The sequence below is a fragment of the Vibrio nomapromontoriensis genome, assembly GCF_050337205.1.
In the GTDB taxonomy this organism is placed as follows: Bacteria; Pseudomonadota; Gammaproteobacteria; order Enterobacterales; family Vibrionaceae; genus Vibrio; species Vibrio nomapromontoriensis.
Genome location: NZ_JAKJSS010000007.1, coordinates 816064 through 832793 on the forward strand (window position 1 = coordinate 816064; position 16730 = coordinate 832793).

General features: G+C 45.2%; 21 protein-coding genes and 1 pseudogene. 7 read left to right on the plus strand and 15 right to left on the minus strand.

The annotated features are described in order from the left end of the window. Positions 1–96: 96 nt before the first annotated feature. A pseudogene (locus tag L4D05_RS07750) lies at positions 97–228 on the plus strand (IS110 family transposase); the annotation flags it as partial. 19 nt (positions 229–247) lie between these two features. On the opposite strand, the gene L4D05_RS07755 reads toward L4D05_RS07750, so the two are convergent. Continuing rightward, positions 248–586 (minus strand): 4a-hydroxytetrahydrobiopterin dehydratase, encoded by a 339-nt coding sequence (locus L4D05_RS07755; protein WP_428793533.1) that lies wholly within the window; start codon positions 584–586, stop codon positions 248–250. Further along, the gene (gene phhA, locus L4D05_RS07760) at positions 576–1370 is read right to left on the minus strand and encodes a phenylalanine 4-monooxygenase (protein ID WP_428793534.1); all 795 of its coding nucleotides are present in this window, start codon (positions 1368–1370) and stop codon (positions 576–578) included. The genes L4D05_RS07755 and phhA overlap by 11 nt, the downstream gene beginning before the upstream one ends. Before the next feature lie 270 nt (positions 1371–1640). Here phhA and L4D05_RS07765 point away from each other — a divergent pair, with 270 nt between their 5' ends. Further along, on the plus strand, positions 1641–3686 hold the full coding sequence (locus L4D05_RS07765; RefSeq protein WP_428793568.1) for an acetoacetate--CoA ligase: 2046 nt from the start codon (positions 1641–1643) through the stop codon (positions 3684–3686). An 85-nt stretch (positions 3687–3771) separates the two neighbouring features. Here L4D05_RS07765 and maiA read toward each other — a convergent pair whose 3' ends face one another. From maiA to L4D05_RS07800, 8 genes are all read right to left on the minus strand, one after another. Further along, positions 3772–4440: a maleylacetoacetate isomerase gene (gene maiA / locus L4D05_RS07770; protein WP_428793535.1), complete on the minus strand. Its 669-nt coding sequence runs from the start codon at positions 4438–4440 to the stop codon at positions 3772–3774. Between the two features lie 55 nt (positions 4441–4495). After that, positions 4496–5533, minus strand: a complete 1038-nt coding sequence (locus L4D05_RS07775) for a fumarylacetoacetate hydrolase family protein (RefSeq protein WP_428793536.1) — start codon at positions 5531–5533, stop codon at positions 4496–4498. A 9-nt stretch (positions 5534–5542) separates the two neighbouring features. Beyond that, positions 5543–6718 (minus strand): homogentisate 1,2-dioxygenase, encoded by a 1176-nt coding sequence (locus L4D05_RS07780; protein ID WP_428793537.1) that lies wholly within the window; start codon positions 6716–6718, stop codon positions 5543–5545. After that, complete coding sequence (gene hppD / locus L4D05_RS07785; protein WP_428793538.1) at positions 6711–7784, minus strand: 4-hydroxyphenylpyruvate dioxygenase; 1074 nt, start codon at positions 7782–7784, stop codon at positions 6711–6713. The genes L4D05_RS07780 and hppD overlap by 8 nt, the downstream gene beginning before the upstream one ends. A 417-nt stretch (positions 7785–8201) precedes the next feature. Further along, on the minus strand, positions 8202–8543 hold the full coding sequence (locus tag L4D05_RS24080) for a GFA family protein (RefSeq protein WP_489686382.1): 342 nt from the start codon (positions 8541–8543) through the stop codon (positions 8202–8204). Between the two features lie 155 nt (positions 8544–8698). After that, positions 8699–9028, minus strand: a complete 330-nt coding sequence (locus L4D05_RS07790; RefSeq protein WP_428751591.1) for a hypothetical protein — start codon at positions 9026–9028, stop codon at positions 8699–8701. 116 nt (positions 9029–9144) lie between these two features. Next, positions 9145–9609: a hypothetical protein gene (locus L4D05_RS07795; RefSeq protein ID WP_428793539.1), complete on the minus strand. Its 465-nt coding sequence runs from the start codon at positions 9607–9609 to the stop codon at positions 9145–9147. 131 nt (positions 9610–9740) lie between these two features. Further along, on the minus strand, positions 9741–10286 hold the full coding sequence (locus L4D05_RS07800; protein WP_428793540.1) for a GNAT family N-acetyltransferase: 546 nt from the start codon (positions 10284–10286) through the stop codon (positions 9741–9743). A 423-nt stretch (positions 10287–10709) separates the two neighbouring features. On the opposite strand from L4D05_RS07800, the gene istA reads away from it, so the two are divergent. Next, the gene (gene istA, locus L4D05_RS07805; protein ID WP_428750205.1) at positions 10710–11729 is read left to right on the plus strand and encodes an IS21 family transposase; all 1020 of its coding nucleotides are present in this window, start codon (positions 10710–10712) and stop codon (positions 11727–11729) included. Further along, a complete protein-coding gene (istB, locus tag L4D05_RS07810) occupies positions 11726–12529 on the plus strand; it encodes an IS21-like element helper ATPase IstB (RefSeq protein WP_428793541.1) in 804 nt (267 codons plus the stop codon). The genes istA and istB overlap by 4 nt, the downstream gene beginning before the upstream one ends. Positions 12530–12548: 19 nt before the next feature. Here istB and L4D05_RS07815 read toward each other — a convergent pair whose 3' ends face one another. From L4D05_RS07815 to L4D05_RS07825, 3 genes are all read right to left on the minus strand, one after another. Further along, positions 12549–12923 (minus strand): GNAT family N-acetyltransferase, encoded by a 375-nt coding sequence (locus L4D05_RS07815; protein WP_428793542.1) that lies wholly within the window; start codon positions 12921–12923, stop codon positions 12549–12551. A 155-nt stretch (positions 12924–13078) separates the two neighbouring features. After that, positions 13079–13213, minus strand: a complete 135-nt coding sequence (locus tag L4D05_RS07820) for a hypothetical protein (RefSeq protein WP_428793543.1) — start codon at positions 13211–13213, stop codon at positions 13079–13081. Positions 13214–13591: 378 nt separating this feature from the next. After that, entirely contained in the window at positions 13592–14107 is a 516-nt protein-coding gene (locus L4D05_RS07825; protein ID WP_428793544.1) for a P-loop NTPase family protein, read from the minus strand. A 403-nt stretch (positions 14108–14510) separates the two neighbouring features. Here L4D05_RS07825 and L4D05_RS07830 point away from each other — a divergent pair, with 403 nt between their 5' ends. Both L4D05_RS07830 and L4D05_RS07835 read left to right on the plus strand, forming a co-directional pair. Continuing rightward, positions 14511–14795: a damage-inducible protein J gene (locus L4D05_RS07830; protein ID WP_428793545.1), complete on the plus strand. Its 285-nt coding sequence runs from the start codon at positions 14511–14513 to the stop codon at positions 14793–14795. Next, a complete protein-coding gene (locus L4D05_RS07835) occupies positions 14792–15070 on the plus strand; it encodes a type II toxin-antitoxin system RelE/ParE family toxin (protein ID WP_428793546.1) in 279 nt (92 codons plus the stop codon). Before L4D05_RS07830 ends, L4D05_RS07835 begins: the two co-directional genes overlap by 4 nt. A gap of 146 nt (positions 15071–15216) precedes the next feature. Here L4D05_RS07835 and L4D05_RS07840 read toward each other — a convergent pair whose 3' ends face one another. Next, positions 15217–15504, minus strand: coding sequence for a type II toxin-antitoxin system RelE/ParE family toxin (locus tag L4D05_RS07840; RefSeq protein WP_428793547.1), 288 nt, complete (start codon positions 15502–15504; stop codon positions 15217–15219). Then, positions 15501–15782, minus strand: coding sequence for a type II toxin-antitoxin system Phd/YefM family antitoxin (locus L4D05_RS07845; protein ID WP_428751582.1), 282 nt, complete (start codon positions 15780–15782; stop codon positions 15501–15503). Before L4D05_RS07845 ends, L4D05_RS07840 begins: the two co-directional genes overlap by 4 nt. A gap of 161 nt (positions 15783–15943) precedes the next feature. On the opposite strand from L4D05_RS07845, the gene L4D05_RS07850 reads away from it, so the two are divergent. Beyond that, positions 15944–16730, plus strand: a 787-nt coding sequence (locus tag L4D05_RS07850; RefSeq protein ID WP_428793548.1) for an IS110 family RNA-guided transposase, incomplete at its 3' end; no start/stop codon positions are given.

The following is a 16730-nucleotide window of genomic DNA, read 5'->3' on the forward strand; positions in this document are numbered from 1 at the left end:
GGTACATAACGTCCGCTTAAGTAGCCCGAAACGCACTACCACACGTTTTGCATGGCACCATAATCCGGATTCAATACAAACCAAAAGTGCTAAGCCCTACTTAACAAGTTAAAAACTTACTCTAAGTTACTGACTAAAATAGCAAATGCGCCCACAATGCGTATAGGCGTAGAAGCGTGTGGTGGTCCGCACTATTGGATAAGAACGTTAAATAAAATTGGATTCGAGAACATGCCGAGCCAATAAATCACTCGCTTAGCGCCAAAACATCGCAGCGTGAGGCGCAGATGAAATCATTTTTGTGCAAGCCTTTGATTGAGTGGCTCCACCATGTCACGGTGACTTTGCCCCATTCCAATAAAATGGAAGGGTGATGAAACTGATCTTCCGCCAACTCTGCCACTTTATTGCTAAATGCCCACGCCTGCTTGAAGTTCTTAAACTTATACACCTTTTCAAGCTGTGGGATGCCGTCTCTTTCCATGATCTGCCAGCCAGACAACTCCAATAGTAAGGATTGTTGGTCATCTTTATTAAGCGCAATGGCATCAATGCTGCAGGCTTCGCATTTTTGTTCATTCAACATGTACAGGTTCCTTGGGTTCAAAAAGTGGGGGGAATAATCCCGCTTCGGCCGCGAGATCAGCTTGCTGTAATAGGTTTATCTGACTGATTTTAAACAGCTCAGACAGCGCCCCGATCACATAATATTTAGGCTGCATAATATCGATACGGTAAGGGGTTCTTAGGACCGTTTGTAAATCAAACTCATCACGAATCGCCACCTTCCCTTCCAGCGCATACATGGTTTCTGCCGGAGACGAAAGAATACCGCCGCCATAGATTTTTAGCTTTTGCCCTTCTTGGACTAAGCCAAACTCAACCGTAAACCAATACAAGCGCGCAAGATAAGCGCGTTGCTTGGGGGTTGCCGCCAATCCTAGTTTTCCATAATGCTCTGTAAAAGCGGCAAAATCGGTATTGGTCAACATGGCACAATGGCCAAAAATTTCATGGAAGAAATCTGGTTCTTGTAAATAATCAAACTCGTCTCGCGTTCTCAAAAAGGTCGCAACAGGAAATCGCTTGTTGGCGAGCAACTCAAAGAAACGGTCAAAATCGATCAACGCGGGAACTGGCTGTACCTGCCAACCGGTTGTTTCCTTAAGCACTTTGTTTATTTCAGGTAGCTGAGGCACCCTATCTAGTGGTAGATCAAGCAGGGTCAAACCATGTAAATACGCATCGCAAGCACGGTCGTTGATGACGTTCAGTTGCCTTGTCACCAAGTCGTGCCAAATGGCGTCTTCTTCGAGGCTCCACTCAACCCATCCCTCTTGGCTCACAGGCTTTGAATGATATTGAGTCATTGCGCACCTCCTTACGAATGTCTTCTTTTAAGCCTATCTCCACTCGCGATAAGCGCCAATTTGCGCCATTTTTCGAAACCAGCCTTCATGTAACATTTTGTTTACACAGCTCTGTTAGGTGCTTATTTTGCTGATCTTTTGACTTTGTAAAGCCTAAATACCAGACTGAAAACGTTAACTTTTTGTTAAAGGAAAAGAATGCACGATCCCAATAAGCCAATTTGGCAACCAAGCGACCAACGCATCGCGCAAGCCAACGTCACCCGATTAATGGATAGCCTCAATCAGCAAGGCGTACTTGAGCGAAAGTTACAAAACTACACGACGCTTCATCAATGGTCTGTGGAACAGCCCGAGTCGTTTTGGCAGAACGTATGGCAGTTTTGTGGCATGGTTGGCTCGCAAGGCGACAGCGTTAAGGCGCAAGATAATGGTATTAAAGAACCAGGTTATCGAATTAAAAAACCAAGTTATCGAGTTAAAGTGCAAGGCGAAAGCCGCTGGCAGCAGCCAACATCTCATCGTGATGCCGTTTGGTTCCCAGACGCGCAAATTAACTATGCAGAAAACTTGCTGGATTCAGCAAAGGCGTTGCCAAACGAGCTTGCGATTTGGTTTGAGAATGAGCGTGGCGAGCAACAGAGCTACACTTGGCAAACCCTATGTGAGGAAGTCTCTAGCGTTCAACAATGGCTCATAGATTGTGGTGTGCAACCCGGCGATGTGGTTGCAGCCTACACCCCTTATCTGCCGCAGACCGTAATCGCAATGCTTGCCACCACCAGCTTAGGAGCAATTTGGACCTCCACCTCGCCGGACTTTGGCGTAGAGAGTGTGATTGAACGATTTGGCCAAGTGAAACCCAAGGTTCTGTTCACCTGCGATGGCTACACCTTCAATGGCAAGACGTTCGATATGACAAACAAAAACCACGACGTCATTGAGCACCTAAATGGGCTAAAGCGAGTATGCTCGGTTCGCTATTTGAAACAGAGCGGCTACTTAAAACAGAACCCGCATTTGAATCAGAGTAGTCAGTTGCATCATAGTAGTGAGTTGAATCAGCATCGCATTGAGCCGGATGTATCAACCCAAAGCTGGCAAGACATCATCAATCATTATCCACCACAACCTTTGTGTTTTACTCGTGTAAATTTCAACAGCCCACTGTTTGTTTTGTACTCTTCTGGCACCACGGGCAAGCCCAAATGCATTGTGCATTCCGTTGGTGGCACCACCATCAACCACCTAAAAGAGCATCAGCTTCATTGCGACATTAAGCCGAAAGATCGCGTGTTCTACTACACCACGTGTGGGTGGATGATGTGGAACTGGCACGTGTCTGCGCTCGCGAGCGGCGCCTGTTTGGTGATTTTTGATGGTAGCCCGGTTTATCCGCAACCTAATGTTCTGTGGGATTTAGCGCAGCGCGCTGAAGTATCGACATTTGGCACCTCAGCCAAGTACTTAGAAGCAATTGAGAAAGCGGCACTTTCTCCCGTCAAGAGTCACTCTCTTCCTCAGTTAAGAACACTCTGCTCGACAGGTTCGGTGCTCTACCCAGAACAGTTTGATTACGTCTACAAGCACATCAAGCAAGATCTGCATTTAGCATCTATTTCTGGCGGGACGGATATTTGTGGCTGCTTTGTATTGGGTAACCCTATCTCCCCTGTTTATCGAGGAGAGTGCCAGCAGGCAGGGCTTGGAGTCGATATCCAGGTGTTCAATTCATCGGGGCAAGAAGTCAATCAAGAACGTGGCGAGTTGGTGTGCACCAATTCCCTTCCCAACTTCCCTGCCGGCTTTTGGAATGACACTGGCGAACGTTATCACCGCACTTACTGGGATAAATTCGACAATGTCTGGCACCACGGTGACGAAGTTGAGCAAACTAGCCGTGGTGGCTACCGGTTCTACGGACGAGGTGACACTACCCTAAACCCCGGAGGCGTAAGAATTGGTACCGCAGAGATCTATCAGCAGGTGAATACCATCGAGGGCATCGTCGATTCCATCGCCGTAGGGAAAAATATCGACCGCAATGAGCAAATATGGTTGTTTGTTCAACTGCAACAAGACATGGCTTTGAGTGACGAATTGCTGGCAACCATCAAGAATAAACTCAAATCCGCTTGCTCACCGAGGCACGTTCCAAGCCAAATATTTGCTATCAGCGATGTGCCCAAAACACGCTCTGGTAAGCTGGTTGAGCTGGCTGTGAAACAGGTGATCAATGGCAACAACGTAGAAAACCTCGGTGCGATTGCTAACGCCGAGGTCTTAGAAGAGATAAAACGAGTTATTGCGCCTTGATGCTCCTCGCTTGCAGAAATAGCTCGAAGTAGGCAGAAGTCACTCTTATCTATCCTTTTGCTTTCGCTTAGCCGCTTGCGTCCGCCTATCCTTGTGCATCTGCTTGGTTCTCAGGCATGGCGTCAATAAAAGCGGGCAACTGATTACACGCGTCTACAATCGAGTTAATCAATGGATACGGCGACATATCAACAGCAAAGCGCAGCGCGTTATAGACTTGCGGCACCAAGCAGATATCAACAATGCATGGCGAATCCGTCAGACTATAACGTGAATCACCGTGTGTTTGACGGTGTTTGTGAAGCTTCTCCTCTAGCGCACTGAATCCTTGATGAACCCAATAATGAATCCAATCCATTTTCGCCTCTTGTTCGCACGCCAACGCCCTCTCCAAATACTGCTGCACACGCAAGTTGTTGAGAGGGTGAATTTCTATCGCAATATCCTGAGCCATTGCCAAAGCTTGATAGCGCAATGGCGTCTGATCAGGAGTAAGTAAGACGTCAGGGTAAGTTTCATCTAGATATTGAAGAATCACTAACGACTGATTGAGCTGAACCTCACCATCCACCAGCACGGGCACAAGTTCACTGGCGTTAATCTCACGATATTGTGGGTCATGTTGCTCGCCACCATTGCGCACCAAGTGCACCGATATAGACTCGTAGTTGAGCTGCTTTAGATTCAACCCAATACGCACCCGATAGGCCGCGGACGAACGCCAATAGCCATAGAGTGTCATGCTATCGTTCATAAAGGCCCTCATTCATAATCCCTCTCTTTGTAGCCTTAGTTCTCTAGCTATCCGATTATCGTTTTTGATATTGGCTCACTTTTTGGTCAATCGCGCCAAAAATCGAGTCCCCCGCCGCATCGAACATTTCTAGGCGAATAGAATCACCAAACGACATGAATTGAGTCGACGGTTTACCATCTCGAATGGTCTCAATCATGCGCACTTCGGCAATGCATGAATAGCCCACGCCACCTTCAGCAATTGAAGTGCCGTGATCCGTGCCTTGTTTATTCGACACCGTGCCTGAACCTATGATTGCGCCCGCCGACAATGGACGCGTCTTCGCAGCATGCACGACTAGCTCTGCAAAATTGAAGGTCATATCGACGCCCGCATTCGGGCAACCAAAAGGCTTGTCGTTGTAGGTCGATATCAGTGGTAAATGCACCTTGCTGTCTCGCCACTGTTCACCAAGCTCATCAGGTGTCACCGCTACCGGAGAGAACGCCGAAGAAGGCTTGGACTGGAAGAAGCCAAAGCCCTTTGCCAGCTCAGCAGGGATCAACCCGCGCAGCGATACATCATTCACCAACATCAACAAGCGAATTGAATCTTGTGCCTGTTTGGCACTCGCGCCCATCGGCACGTCACCGGTTACTATCGCAACCTCACCCTCGAAATCGATGCCCCATTCGTCGTTGGCAAATTCGATATTGTCACAAGGGCCTATAAACGCATCTGAGCCACCTTGATACATTAATGGATCAACCCAGAAGCTTTTTGGCATTTCAGCACCACGTGCTTTACGCACCAGCTCAACGTGATTTACATAGGCACTGCCGTCTGCCCATTGATAAGCGCGCGGCAAAGGCGACTCACAAGACTGAGAGACAAAGACTTCACTGCCTGTCACTTGCCCGTTGTTTAACGAGGTGTATAACTCTTCCAACTGAGAAGCCACGCGATCCCAGTTATCCAATGCCACCTGCATGGTGGGCGCAAGGTGCATCGCGTGGAAGATGTCGGTGGCCGCCACACACTGTTTGAGATCTTTGCTCACGACCATCAATAGACCATCGCGAGTTCCATTTTTCTTGGTTGCTAATTTCATTCTGCTCCCTTACTTCTTATCGCTCTCGGCCTTTTGCAAGCTCGTCTCTTGCCCATTCTTTTCTTGCCAGCTATAGACATATTCTTTGTTCTCAACGCTATCGAGTTCATCAGAGAACTGCAGTGCATGGCGAGTGTCGATCATCACTGCCACTTCATCGGTAAACGTCTTCTTGTGCGCCAGACCCGCCTTGAAGGCTTTTGGGTGAGGCCCATGCGTAAACCCAGCCGGATGGAAGGTCACCATACCTGCTTCAATGTTGTCGCGACTGAAGAAGTCCCCGGCGTGGTAGAACAGCACTTCATCGTAGTCATCATTGTTATGATAAAACGGCACTTTCAATGCTCCAGGATCACTCTCTATCGGGCGAGGCACAAAAGTGCACACCACAAACCCTGCGCCCACAAACGTGGTATGTGCGGAAGGGGGCAAGTGATAACGATGTGACATCAGCGGCCTGATATCACGCCAGTTCACTTTCACTACCGCTAAGTCGCCATGCCAACCAATCGCGTCCAGTGGGTTGAACGGATACGTGATCACGCTGACTTTGTCGTGGCGTTTCACCTGAACCTGAGTCTGGCTTTCAGAATACTGAGCGCGGAACTTGTCATTAATCGAAGAGATATCGAGAACGGCCGGATCAAACACCGCGTGATGACCGACCATGCCTTTTTCTGGCAAGGAATACGCCGCATCGGTATTCTCAATCATCAAGATAAACATCGGCTCACTTGGCTCCAAACGCCAATTGGTCGAGCGCGGGATCATCACATAATCCCCTTCACTCACCTCTAAATGGCCATAATCGCAATAGAGTTCAGCACAGCCTTGGTGAATGAACAGCAGTTCATCCCCATCGGAATTACGCACCAAAAAATCCATCTTCTCATCCATTCGCCACACGCGAATTTTGCAGTCCGCATTGTGCAAAAGGTGAGGTACGGCCCAAGGCGTTATCTGGCTGGCTTTCTCAACTAAGGTAAAATCAAACGCGCGAGGGCGTAAATCGCCCTCCCACTCAGACCAACCGGTAGGGGCATGTTGGTGATGAAAGTGCGCCGCAGGACCAAAGAAACCACTCCGCCCCGCTTCCCTCTCATAAATTGCCTCTTCGGGAAAGTCGGCGTGCGCTTGTTTAGAGCACACCCCTTCCCGATGAGGAAACGAGATCCATTTATGCATCGTCTAATACTCCTCGACGAATCTGGTCCTCTTCAATCGATTCAAACAGCGCCTTGAAGTTACCTTCGCCAAAGCCTTCATTGCCTTTACGCTGAATAATTTCAAAGAACACCGGTCCGATTACCGTTTGCGTGAAAATCTGCAGCAAGATGCCGTCTTTGGTCGGTGCACCATCAATAAGAACGCGTAAATCACGAAGCTGATTGGTGTCTTCACCGTGGCCTTTCACACGTTCATCGACTTTTTCATAATAAGTGTCTGGGGTTGGCATAAAGTCCATGCCGCGATCACGTAGGGTTTTCACCGTTTTATAAATGTCATCCGTGGCCAACGCTATGTGTTGGATACCTTCGCCGTTGTATTCGCGGATGAACTCTTCGATCTGTGATTTGTCGTCTGAAGACTCATTGATTGGGATACGGATCTTGCCACAAGGTGACGTCATAGCGCGGCTTACAAGACCTGTCAGTTTGCCTTCAATATCGAAGTAACGAATCTCACGGAAATTGCCTATACGCTCATAAAATCCAGACCACACATCCATGTTGCCTTGCTTAACGTTGTGCGTGAGGTGGTCGATCTCAAACAAACCAACATCAGCTTTCGCCATGCGCGCTTTGGCATCATCATAGAATCGGAAGTCGACGTCGTAAATGCTCTGCTTGCCATAGCGATCGACAAAATAGAGCAAGCTTTCACCAATACCGTAAATGGCAGGAATGCTCAGCTCCATTGGCCCTATTTCTGTTTTGTACTCTTCACCGCCACCCTTGAACGCTTGCTCCATTGCCACCGTGGCTTCATGAACACGAAAAGCCATGCCACAGACCGATGGCCCATGTACCTTAGCGAACGCTTCAGCTTGGCTGTGTGGTTGTTCATTAACGATAAAGTTGATGTCACCTTGTCGATACAGCCAAGCCTCTTTTGAGCGATGCTTGGCGATTTCAGCAAAACCAAGTGACACAAACAGCGCTTTAAGTTGCTCAATTCCCTTGTGGTCAACGGCCGTGTATTCAACAAACTCGAATCCGTCCGTGCCAAGCGGGTTGTATGTATCCACCATGAACTTTCTCCCTGTATCTTTTGGTTTTATGTTACGTAGTCTATTGTCGTGTTTTTTGCCCTTAATTAAATTTGGGCCACAAGCTGAGATAATGAAATGCATGGAAGAAAATGGGGGTTCACGGTAAAAACCCGCTCACTTGTAAAATAATTGTTACAGGCGTGCAAATAAAGCCGGAAAGTGAGTGCTATCAATGAATTGAAAGGTGGTAGGTTGATTTACAACCGAACACGAGATGTGAATGAATTGTTACAGATAGGCTTTTGTTAGCGAAGGCATAACTTAGAAAAAAGCATCGATGATAAAAAAGCCACGGTAATTTGGAACACCTGATTTGACCGCCGAAAGCACACCAACCCAAATTGATGCCAAAAGTACCAAACATTACTATTCAGTTTGAAGCACGCGTTAGGTAAATTAGTACAGCGCACCGTTGATTTTTCGAAGCGCTATGCCCTTCAACTGCTCACTTGTTGCCATTCGCATATTGACCGCAGTTCTTTCAATTGAACATCTCTTCGTTGAAACATAGTGAGTAATACAACCACAAGAGTTGCAATGATGAAACGCCACTTCTCGGTCACCCCAAATATAAGGCGTTGTTCCTTGTGCTCCGGTATTTATGGTTACGTCACGCGGTGAGAAATAGCCCCACAAAGCGGCATACCTACGGCAGATAGAACAATCACACTCGGTAATTTCCGTAGGCTTTTGCACTATTGTTAACTTCACATTTCCGCAATGACAACTTACTTCCATAGTGTCTGTACCCTCGTTTGTTTAACGCCAGATTAAGTAGTGAGTGACGCGTCCGCTTAACCTAAACCTTTACAGCATAAACACGAAACCCAACCTAGAACTTGAATAGTCAAGCGTTGGGAGTCCGCCTTAAACGCCTTCTATATTCACATTGGTTAAATAATACGTCCACATTTTTGGCATTCGGCTTTTCTATCTTTTAAAGTTTGCGAAAAGTTTGATTTCCCACAAAAGTCGCAGAATTTTGCGCCACGTATATTCATAAATGTAATTAGCGAAACAATTGGGACGATTACAATCAGAAATTGCAGTGTGAAATGTCCCATCATATTAGCACCGAACAAAAATAAAACACTCGCGATAACGGAGAATATTGGATAATACTTCCTCTTAAACCGAGCATTTTTATTGACATAGAACAACACATAGCCGACGAGTACAAATGCAACCCAAACGCTAAAAGCTACTTGTACTTTTTCATCCATATTCACCCCCTCTCTTGCACATAACACCTTACTATGTATCACCTACGATTAACTACCAAACGCACATCACTTCAAACCAAAACCGCCGAATTATAAGCGTCGACTCGCATAATCCATTAGACAGTTTTCCTTACCAACCATTGAGGTCTAAAATATAGAAAAACAGCCAAAACTAATAATATTAAGTGTGGGAATGCGACACCTAACTTGAAGAAAACATCTACAAAACTACTGTCTTTTTTGGTTTGTGTCCAAGAGCGATCAATCTTAAAAAGTTCACAAGTCGCTGCAATATTTAGCTCTTTTTCAGAAAGTCGGGGGGCAAATTCAACGCAATGTTCAATGGCTTTCATCCTCGGGTAGTAACTAACTTGGTATTCCTTAAACTTAGCGTCCATTACATAAAAGCTTAATGTACTAACTACACACATCAAAAGAATCGACTTGTTAGCTTGTTGAAAGGAGTAACCAATAATCGCAAGTCCGACAGTAATAGACCAACCTTTAATCATCATCAAATAGCCATCATATTGGCTAATGATATCTACTAATTTGAAGTACTCTGCAGAAAGATTTTCCATCACCATTCTCCTATAAAGTCTTCAAGTTTAGACGTTAAATATTGTCTGAGACAGCTAGCACGCTATTTAGATATAAGTAGTGCAATGCATAGTGAAAATACAACGTGTTACGAACCTGCTTGAATTGCTTGTTATGCGTAATTATTGACGTACTTTGCCATTGCTGTTTCCGAGACAGACAAACCGTCGATTCTATATTGATCTTTAAACTCACCTACAACATTGAACCCTGCATTTAGGTAGAGGTTCTTTGCCGGAAAATTCTCTGACAATACACAAAGATCAAGCCAGTCAATTTCAGCTTTTTCTTGGCAGAAATTAATAACAGCATCAATGAGTCTTTGACCAAGACCTTGCTTCCGACAAGAAACATCTACGCCCATACCAAGTAGAACTCTATGAGAACGGCTTTCATTACTGTGGTGGCGAAGATCAATGTGACCTTTAATACTTCCAGAAATGTCTTTTACAACCCACAGCTTTCTCCAACCTAATTCGCCAAACTGATGAGAAAAACCTTGGATAAACTTATCTTTTGTTGCTTCTGGAATTGCACTTTGCGCGCTGGACATTGGCTGGAAAAGAGGAACTTCTCCATTACCATTTTCAGACAGCTGATTTTCAAGATACACAAAGAATGAATCTAAATCCGATTTTTCCGCTTCTACTACTTCCATCTAATACTCTGTACTCCATCGGTTACGCATAACACCCGGCTAAGTAGTGAATGACGCCCCACCGAACCAAATTTAAACACCGTAATCACACAACCAATAATTAACGCTAAAAGTGCCACGCGTACGAGTCCAATTGAAGCGTTTGTTATATGCGTGTTTGAGTAAACAAGATTATCAGCTCATCACTATCGTACAAACGTTCTTCCGAATTTTGCATACCTAATTTTCTAAGTAGCCTTCCTGAGGCTAAGTTTCCAGCAACCACAACACCATAAACTTCAGAGATAACACCCGTATCTAAAGCGAAATTTAAAGCAGCTTTTGCGGTGTCAGCGCCGATGTAAAAATGACCCACTAACGCCGATTTAAAATTGACCCACCTGAGGCAAACTATCCGTTCGTAAATGGACAAAGCGGCGGATTATGATCAATCAGGAGCAACTAGTGGAAATACACGTTTTACATCAGCAAGGGCAAAGCATCCGCCGCATCGCGAGAGATTTAGGTATCTCAAGGAATACCGTTCGCACTTATCTTCGAGACAGAAGTAAAGAGTCTGTGTATCCCGAGCGGCAATCTCGACCAACCAAATTACAGCCTTACCACGACTACTTGCGCACCCGCATTGAAGTCGCAAAACCTTATTGGATACCAGCAACTGTCTTACTTCGTGAAGTCAGATTGCTCGGCTACGAAGGTGGTATAACGATGCTCAAGGAGCACATCAAACAATACAAACCCAGCACGCCTGTCGACCCTGTGGTTCGATTCGAGACACAGCCTGGCGAGCAGATGCAAGTCGACTTCACGACCATCACGCATTACGGCGTACGTGTTAAAGCCTTCGTTGCTACGCTTGGTTATAGCAGAGCGACCTTCGTTCGCTTTTGTGAGCGAGAGCGTCAAGAAGACTGGGTTGATGGTCTTGAAGAAGCGTTTGAATACTTCGGTGGCGTTCCCAAAGAAGTTCTCTTCGATAATGCGAAAGCCATCATGATAGAACGAGATGCTTACGGGGAAGGCAAACACCGATGGAACTCTATGCTGCTCAATTCCGCCAATAAATACAACTTCAAACCAAGAGCTTGCCGCCCTTATCGCGCAAAGACCAAAGGGAAAGTGGAGCGATTTAACTCTTACTTGAAAAGTAGCTTCGTCACCCCGCTTGCAGCGACACTCAAACAACACGGACTTAAAGTCACCGTCGATGTTCTTAATGGACATATCGGCGCGTGGTTAGAAACCGTCGCTCACCAGAGAATGCACGGCACGACAGGCACGAAGCCTCAAGTTCTTCTAGAGAAAGAGCGCTTTACACTTCAGCCCCTCCCGTCACCGACACGCCCACTGGCACTACTAACAATGAGTGATAATGTCATGCCAGTTGAGAGCTTCCAACATCCGCTATCAATGTATGACGCGTTGTTGGAGGTGCGAGTATGAACCTTCAAATGAATCGTATTAAAGCGGCCTGTGCAGCGCTGAAGTTACAAGCTATCGGTCAGGAGTGGCCGACACTGGCGGAAACAGCCAACCGTCGCGAACTGAGTCTAGCTGATTACTTAGAGTCACTTCTCAACGCTGAGTTGGAAACACGAGCGGAACGCACAAGAGCCACACTAACTAAGTTCGCCAGCTTCCCAATGGAAAAAACGTTCGATGATTATGACTTCAAGTTCGCAACAGGTGCCCCAAGGAAACAGCTAAAGGAGCTAAAGGAGCTAACAGGGTTGGCGTTCATCGAGCGAAAAGAAAACGTAGTACTACTTGGTCCAAGTGGCGTCGGCAAGAGTCATCTAGCGGTTAGTCTTGGTCAAATATCAGTACAAAAAGGCTTAAAAACACGGTTCATCACAGCAGCAGACTTAATGCTTCAACTGTCTACGGCGAAAGCTCAGGGCAAACTTGAAAGCTACTTGAGACGAAGCGTGCTTGCGCCCAAGCTCCTTATCGTTGATGAAATCGGGTATCTACCGTTCGGCAGAGAAGAAGCGAACCTGTTCTTCAACGTCATCGCTAAACGATACGAGCAAGGCAGCATTATCGTAACCAGTAACTTGCCGTTCTCTCAATGGTCGAATGCGTTCGCTGACGATACAACACTAACGGCGGCATTACTGGATAGGCTTCTTCATCACTCACACATCGTACAAATCAGCGGAGAAAGCTATCGATTACGAGGAAAAAAGGCGGCTGGAACCATACCAACTGTACTAGAAAATCTATCTGAAAGTAGAAGTTAATTACGTGGGTGGGTCAGTTTTACTTCGGCGATAACGTCGATAAGTGGGTCAATTTTAAACTGGCGTTGACAGCGGCTTCGAAAGCATAACCCTTGTTTTGATATTCAGGTAATAACGCATACCTAATATCAGAAAATTTCGAATCTGGAATTAGCTCTACGCCAGCATACCCAATCTTTTGAGATGGTTTATCCTTTAGCACGACAACAAAAGTCCCATAGCCTTTTGACCAATGCCCAACTTTACTTGGCACGTAATTTTGTATGTACTCTAGACTAAAAGGTTTTCCGCCTGGCAAGTACTTTGTTACTTCAGCACTAGTGAGAAGTTTCGTATAAATATCAGTATCTTTTTCAGTGACGGGACTCAGTCTTAACCTTTCAGTTTCAATCATCGAACTTTCCCCTTCCTCAAAGCATATAGCGCTAAGCTAAGTTGCAGCTAACGCAACACCTAACCAGCGTAAACACCAAACTAAGCCAAACCGAAAATGCCACGCGTCCACATGAGTAGTTTGTATGCCTTTTTAACTTGCATACCAAGCAAGTGCTATTTCTTACTTTCCTTGTCTTGCAAATATTCTTCGTACTTGTAAGAAACCCATTGATGAATATGAAACCCAGTTTTACGAACAAGATACCAATCGATAGCCGCTAAAATTACTAGACCAATTATCGTTCCCATTAGAAACCCTCCATAAACATCGATGTGTAACTCAACCAAGTTGTTAATAACAACTTTTAACCAAAACATACTATTGGTGCGAGTGCTTGTAGTACCTTCCTATAAGTCTACAAATCCCTGAGGCATAGACATAATGAACCCCACGAAGTGCTAGCCTCCAATATCGTGGGTTAGCTGAAAGCCAGAGCCAAAATTAGTGTGTTCAAACAACTAAACATGGAGGAGAGCATGAATAACGATAGCATAATTTTCATTGGCTTAGATACACACAAGCCCTTTATCCTGGTCGCAGTTTTACAAGGTCATCGTGGTGCCAAACCGTTTGGAACTGAAAATGCACACGTTGGCTGTTTGCTTAAATTTCTTGTTATATGCGAACTATTCAGCTCGCTCAGAAACAAAATCATTCAGCTCAGACACTGTTTTTATGATGTAGACTTTTTTGCTGCTAGAGTATTCCATTAATTTAGAAGTAAATTCATCGTTCCAGAACTTAGGGCTTAGTTTGAGCATTTTATAGCTATTTAGAGTGCCTTTTAGAACTGAACTTCCCTCAGGCCACCCCTCAGGCTTAACAAAGAGCCCTTTAAGAAAACGCTTAGTAACAAACCAATAGCTCACTGAGTAAGGTAGATCGATATAAACGAGAGTATCTGCCACCGCTATACGTTCATTAAAAGAACGTATAGGACCAAGTCCATCAATGAGCCATGACTCTGACCAAAGAATATCATTGTGAACAGAGTCAAATTTTTCTCGTTCTACAAATTCACCCGTTGGTTTGTAAACCATTGAATCTAGCTGATGAAGCGGTAAGCCGCTCATTTGTGCTAATGCTTTGCTTACTGTTGATTTTCCACTACCTGGCTTTCCAAAAACAGCTACCTTTTTCATTTTAAATCCCTCCAAGATACTAGTTCCCAAAAGGTAGAAAAAGAAAACCCACCTTCTAGGGTGGGGTCGACTTATCCAAAGTACACAAAAATCCCACCATTCCTAAGGAATGATGATAATTCGATTGTTAAATTGCATTTGGCTAAATTTCATACAACCACTTTTATACAAATACACTCAGTTGTCAATTCCTCTTTGCGTAAGAGTGAATCGACCGCAAAAGCATATGACGCTAAGCTAAATTGCAGCTAACGCAATATCGCACTTAACCTAACCACCGTAATCACTAAACTTACTGAAACCAAAATTGCCACGCGTTGGTTGTCGGCTTAAAGCGTTTGTTAGTTGCCCTTACCCAACTCCAGTGCTAACATTTGTACACACGTCAATTTAGGAGTTAATCATGGACACTAGAATTCAATTTCGTGTTGATGACGAAATTAAACGCTTAGCTCAGCAAATGGCTGAGAGCCAAGGACGCACACTTAGCGATGCTTGCCGCGAACTTACTGAGCAAATGGCTGAACAACAACGCAAAGCATTATCTCACGACGCTTGGTTAACTGAACAAGTAAACCTAGCATTTGAGAAGTTTGACTCAGGAAAAGCTTCATTTGTTGACCATGACTCAGCAAAAGCACGAATGGCTAAAAGAAAAGCAAAGATTCGTAGCCGAGGGCAACAATGATTTTATGGGAAGAAGAATCGCTAAATGATCGTGAGAAGATCTTTGAGTTTCTTTATGACTTCAACCCTGATGCGGCAGACAAAACTGACGAAATAATTGAAGCTAAAGTAGAAAATTTACTTGAGCAACCACTTATGGATGTTCAACGTGATGGTATTCGAGGACGATTGCTAATTATCCCAGAAATCTCTATGATCGTTTCCTACTGGGTTGATGGCTCAACAATTCGTGTAATGCGAGTTCTACACCAGAAGCAAAAATTTCCTACCGACTGATTGTAGTCGGTGGGCAAACTAACGCCTGCTTAAGCTGCAACCAACGCAATGCGGTGCCAAAGCAAAACACCTTAATCACTAAACTTACTGAAACCGAAAATGCCACGCATTGGTTGTCGGCTTGAAGCGTTTGTTATAACACAGTTTTACACATCATCTTCGGATAAAATTTGACGGCAATTACGAACTGTTAGTACACGAATTTCGTGGCTTAAGCTGTAGATAATACGATAGTGACCAAAGATGATTTCACGATAGTTTGTGTGGGGTATTTCAGGAGCATACCGTCCCATTTCAGGCATACTTCCAAGTAGTTCCGTTTTGTCAAAAGCTTCGTTTACCCACTTTTCTGCCGCACGTGGATTATCCAAAGAAATAAACTCCGCTGCATCACCTAGCTTCTGAAGCGCTAATGGAGACCAGACTACTTTCATTTCTTAATGCGCCCCAATACTTGAGCACGCGCATCACCGTTGGAAACACCAAGACCAGAAGCTAATTGAGCTTCTGCTGTGCGCATTTCTTCCAGTAATTCGATTTTCTCTTGCATTGCTTCATACTCAGCAACATCGAGAACAACTGCTACACCTTTACCGCGCTGCGTAATAACCAATGGACGCCGTGTCTCATTGATTTGTTTGATGTAAGAAGCTACACCTGCACGAAACTCAGATAATGGCTGAATATCTTGATCGAAATGAATACGACTCATATTGAACTCCAAATGGTACAAAATAACGTACAAATATTAGTTCAAATAGTCGTTTGGAGCAAGAAGTTGATTCTGTGTTATAACGAATGATATGGACTCCCTCTACCTGACACTCTGCGTGCCATACTTACTCGTTACACGCTGAAGAACTGGAGGTTACCATGTCCACCATTCAAACTATTGGCGTTGACCTCGCCAAGAATGTGTTCAGTATTCACGGCGTTGATGCATATGGCAAGTGCGTCCTACGCAAAACTGTCAAAAGAAACAAACTCTTAGACACATTCGCCAAGTTACCACCCTGCCTCATCGGTATGGAGGCTTGCTCTGGTGCACACCACTGGGCAAGGGAGTTACGTAAACTCGGTCATAACCCTAAAATCATGGCGTCCAAATTCGTTATTCCGTATCGACAAAATGAAAAGAACGATGCCAATGATGCTGAAGCTATCTGCGAGGCAGTATCTAGACCCAAAACACGATTTGTCTCTATAAAAAGTGAAGAGCAACAAGCGGTACTTTGCCTGCATCGTATTCGTCAGGGGTTAATTAAAACAAGAACCGCAACCATCAATCAACTCAGAGGGCTGCTCTCTGAAYTTGGCCTTGTCATGCCACAAGGCCGCTACTCGGCCCAAAATACTATCGGGAGTATCCTCGAAGATGCGGAAAATGGGTTGCCTATGCTGGCTCGTGAACTTCTTCAAGATCTCTCGAACAAGATTCAAAGTCTTAACCTTGAAATCCTGCACTATGACCGAAGAGTCTCTGCATTAGTCCGAGAAATGGCTTCCGCAAAAGCCCTCATGGATATTCCTGGTGTCGGTGAACACAGTGCAAGTGCCATTGTCGCGACCGTCAATGACGCCAAGCAATTTGGCTCCAGTCGCCAGTTCGCAGCATGGATAGGCTTAGTTCCAAGGCAATACTCAACAGGTGGTCATGTTC

What these genes read in the sequence shown, in the direction of transcription:
- L4D05_RS07790 (WP_428751591.1), bottom strand. Translation starts at nt 9,028, where the DNA reads ATGGATGAAAAAGTACAAGTAGCTTTTAGCGTTTGGGTTGCATTTGTA.
- L4D05_RS07780 (WP_428793537.1), bottom strand. Translation starts at nt 6,718, where the DNA reads ATGCATAAATGGATCTCGTTTCCTCATCGGGAAGGGGTGTGCTCTAAA.
- L4D05_RS07815 (WP_428793542.1), bottom strand. Translation starts at nt 12,923, where the DNA reads ATGATTGAAACTGAAAGGTTAAGACTGAGTCCCGTCACTGAAAAAGAT.
- L4D05_RS07825 (WP_428793544.1), bottom strand. Translation starts at nt 14,107, where the DNA reads ATGAAAAAGGTAGCTGTTTTTGGAAAGCCAGGTAGTGGAAAATCAACA.
- L4D05_RS07845 (WP_428751582.1), bottom strand. Translation starts at nt 15,782, where the DNA reads ATGAGTCGTATTCATTTCGATCAAGATATTCAGCCATTATCTGAGTTT.
- L4D05_RS07765 (WP_428793568.1), top strand. Translation starts at nt 1,641, where the DNA reads ATGGATAGCCTCAATCAGCAAGGCGTACTTGAGCGAAAGTTACAAAAC.
- L4D05_RS07840 (WP_428793547.1), bottom strand. Translation starts at nt 15,504, where the DNA reads ATGAAAGTAGTCTGGTCTCCATTAGCGCTTCAGAAGCTAGGTGATGCA.
- L4D05_RS07755 (WP_428793533.1), bottom strand. Translation starts at nt 586, where the DNA reads ATGTTGAATGAACAAAAATGCGAAGCCTGCAGCATTGATGCCATTGCG.
- L4D05_RS07830 (WP_428793545.1), top strand. Translation starts at nt 14,511, where the DNA reads ATGGACACTAGAATTCAATTTCGTGTTGATGACGAAATTAAACGCTTA.
- hppD (WP_428793538.1), bottom strand. Translation starts at nt 7,784, where the DNA reads ATGGTGGATACATACAACCCGCTTGGCACGGACGGATTCGAGTTTGTT.
- L4D05_RS24080 (WP_489686382.1), bottom strand. Translation starts at nt 8,543, where the DNA reads ATGGAAGTAAGTTGTCATTGCGGAAATGTGAAGTTAACAATAGTGCAA.
- istA (WP_428750205.1), top strand. Translation starts at nt 10,710, where the DNA reads ATGATCAATCAGGAGCAACTAGTGGAAATACACGTTTTACATCAGCAA.
- maiA (WP_428793535.1), bottom strand. Translation starts at nt 4,440, where the DNA reads ATGAACGATAGCATGACACTCTATGGCTATTGGCGTTCGTCCGCGGCC.
- istB (WP_428793541.1), top strand. Translation starts at nt 11,726, where the DNA reads ATGAACCTTCAAATGAATCGTATTAAAGCGGCCTGTGCAGCGCTGAAG.
- phhA (WP_428793534.1), bottom strand. Translation starts at nt 1,370, where the DNA reads ATGACTCAATATCATTCAAAGCCTGTGAGCCAAGAGGGATGGGTTGAG.
- L4D05_RS07835 (WP_428793546.1), top strand. Translation starts at nt 14,792, where the DNA reads ATGATTTTATGGGAAGAAGAATCGCTAAATGATCGTGAGAAGATCTTT.
- L4D05_RS07795 (WP_428793539.1), bottom strand. Translation starts at nt 9,609, where the DNA reads ATGGAAAATCTTTCTGCAGAGTACTTCAAATTAGTAGATATCATTAGC.
- L4D05_RS07820 (WP_428793543.1), bottom strand. Translation starts at nt 13,213, where the DNA reads ATGGGAACGATAATTGGTCTAGTAATTTTAGCGGCTATCGATTGGTAT.
- L4D05_RS07775 (WP_428793536.1), bottom strand. Translation starts at nt 5,533, where the DNA reads ATGAAATTAGCAACCAAGAAAAATGGAACTCGCGATGGTCTATTGATG.
- L4D05_RS07800 (WP_428793540.1), bottom strand. Translation starts at nt 10,286, where the DNA reads ATGGAAGTAGTAGAAGCGGAAAAATCGGATTTAGATTCATTCTTTGTG.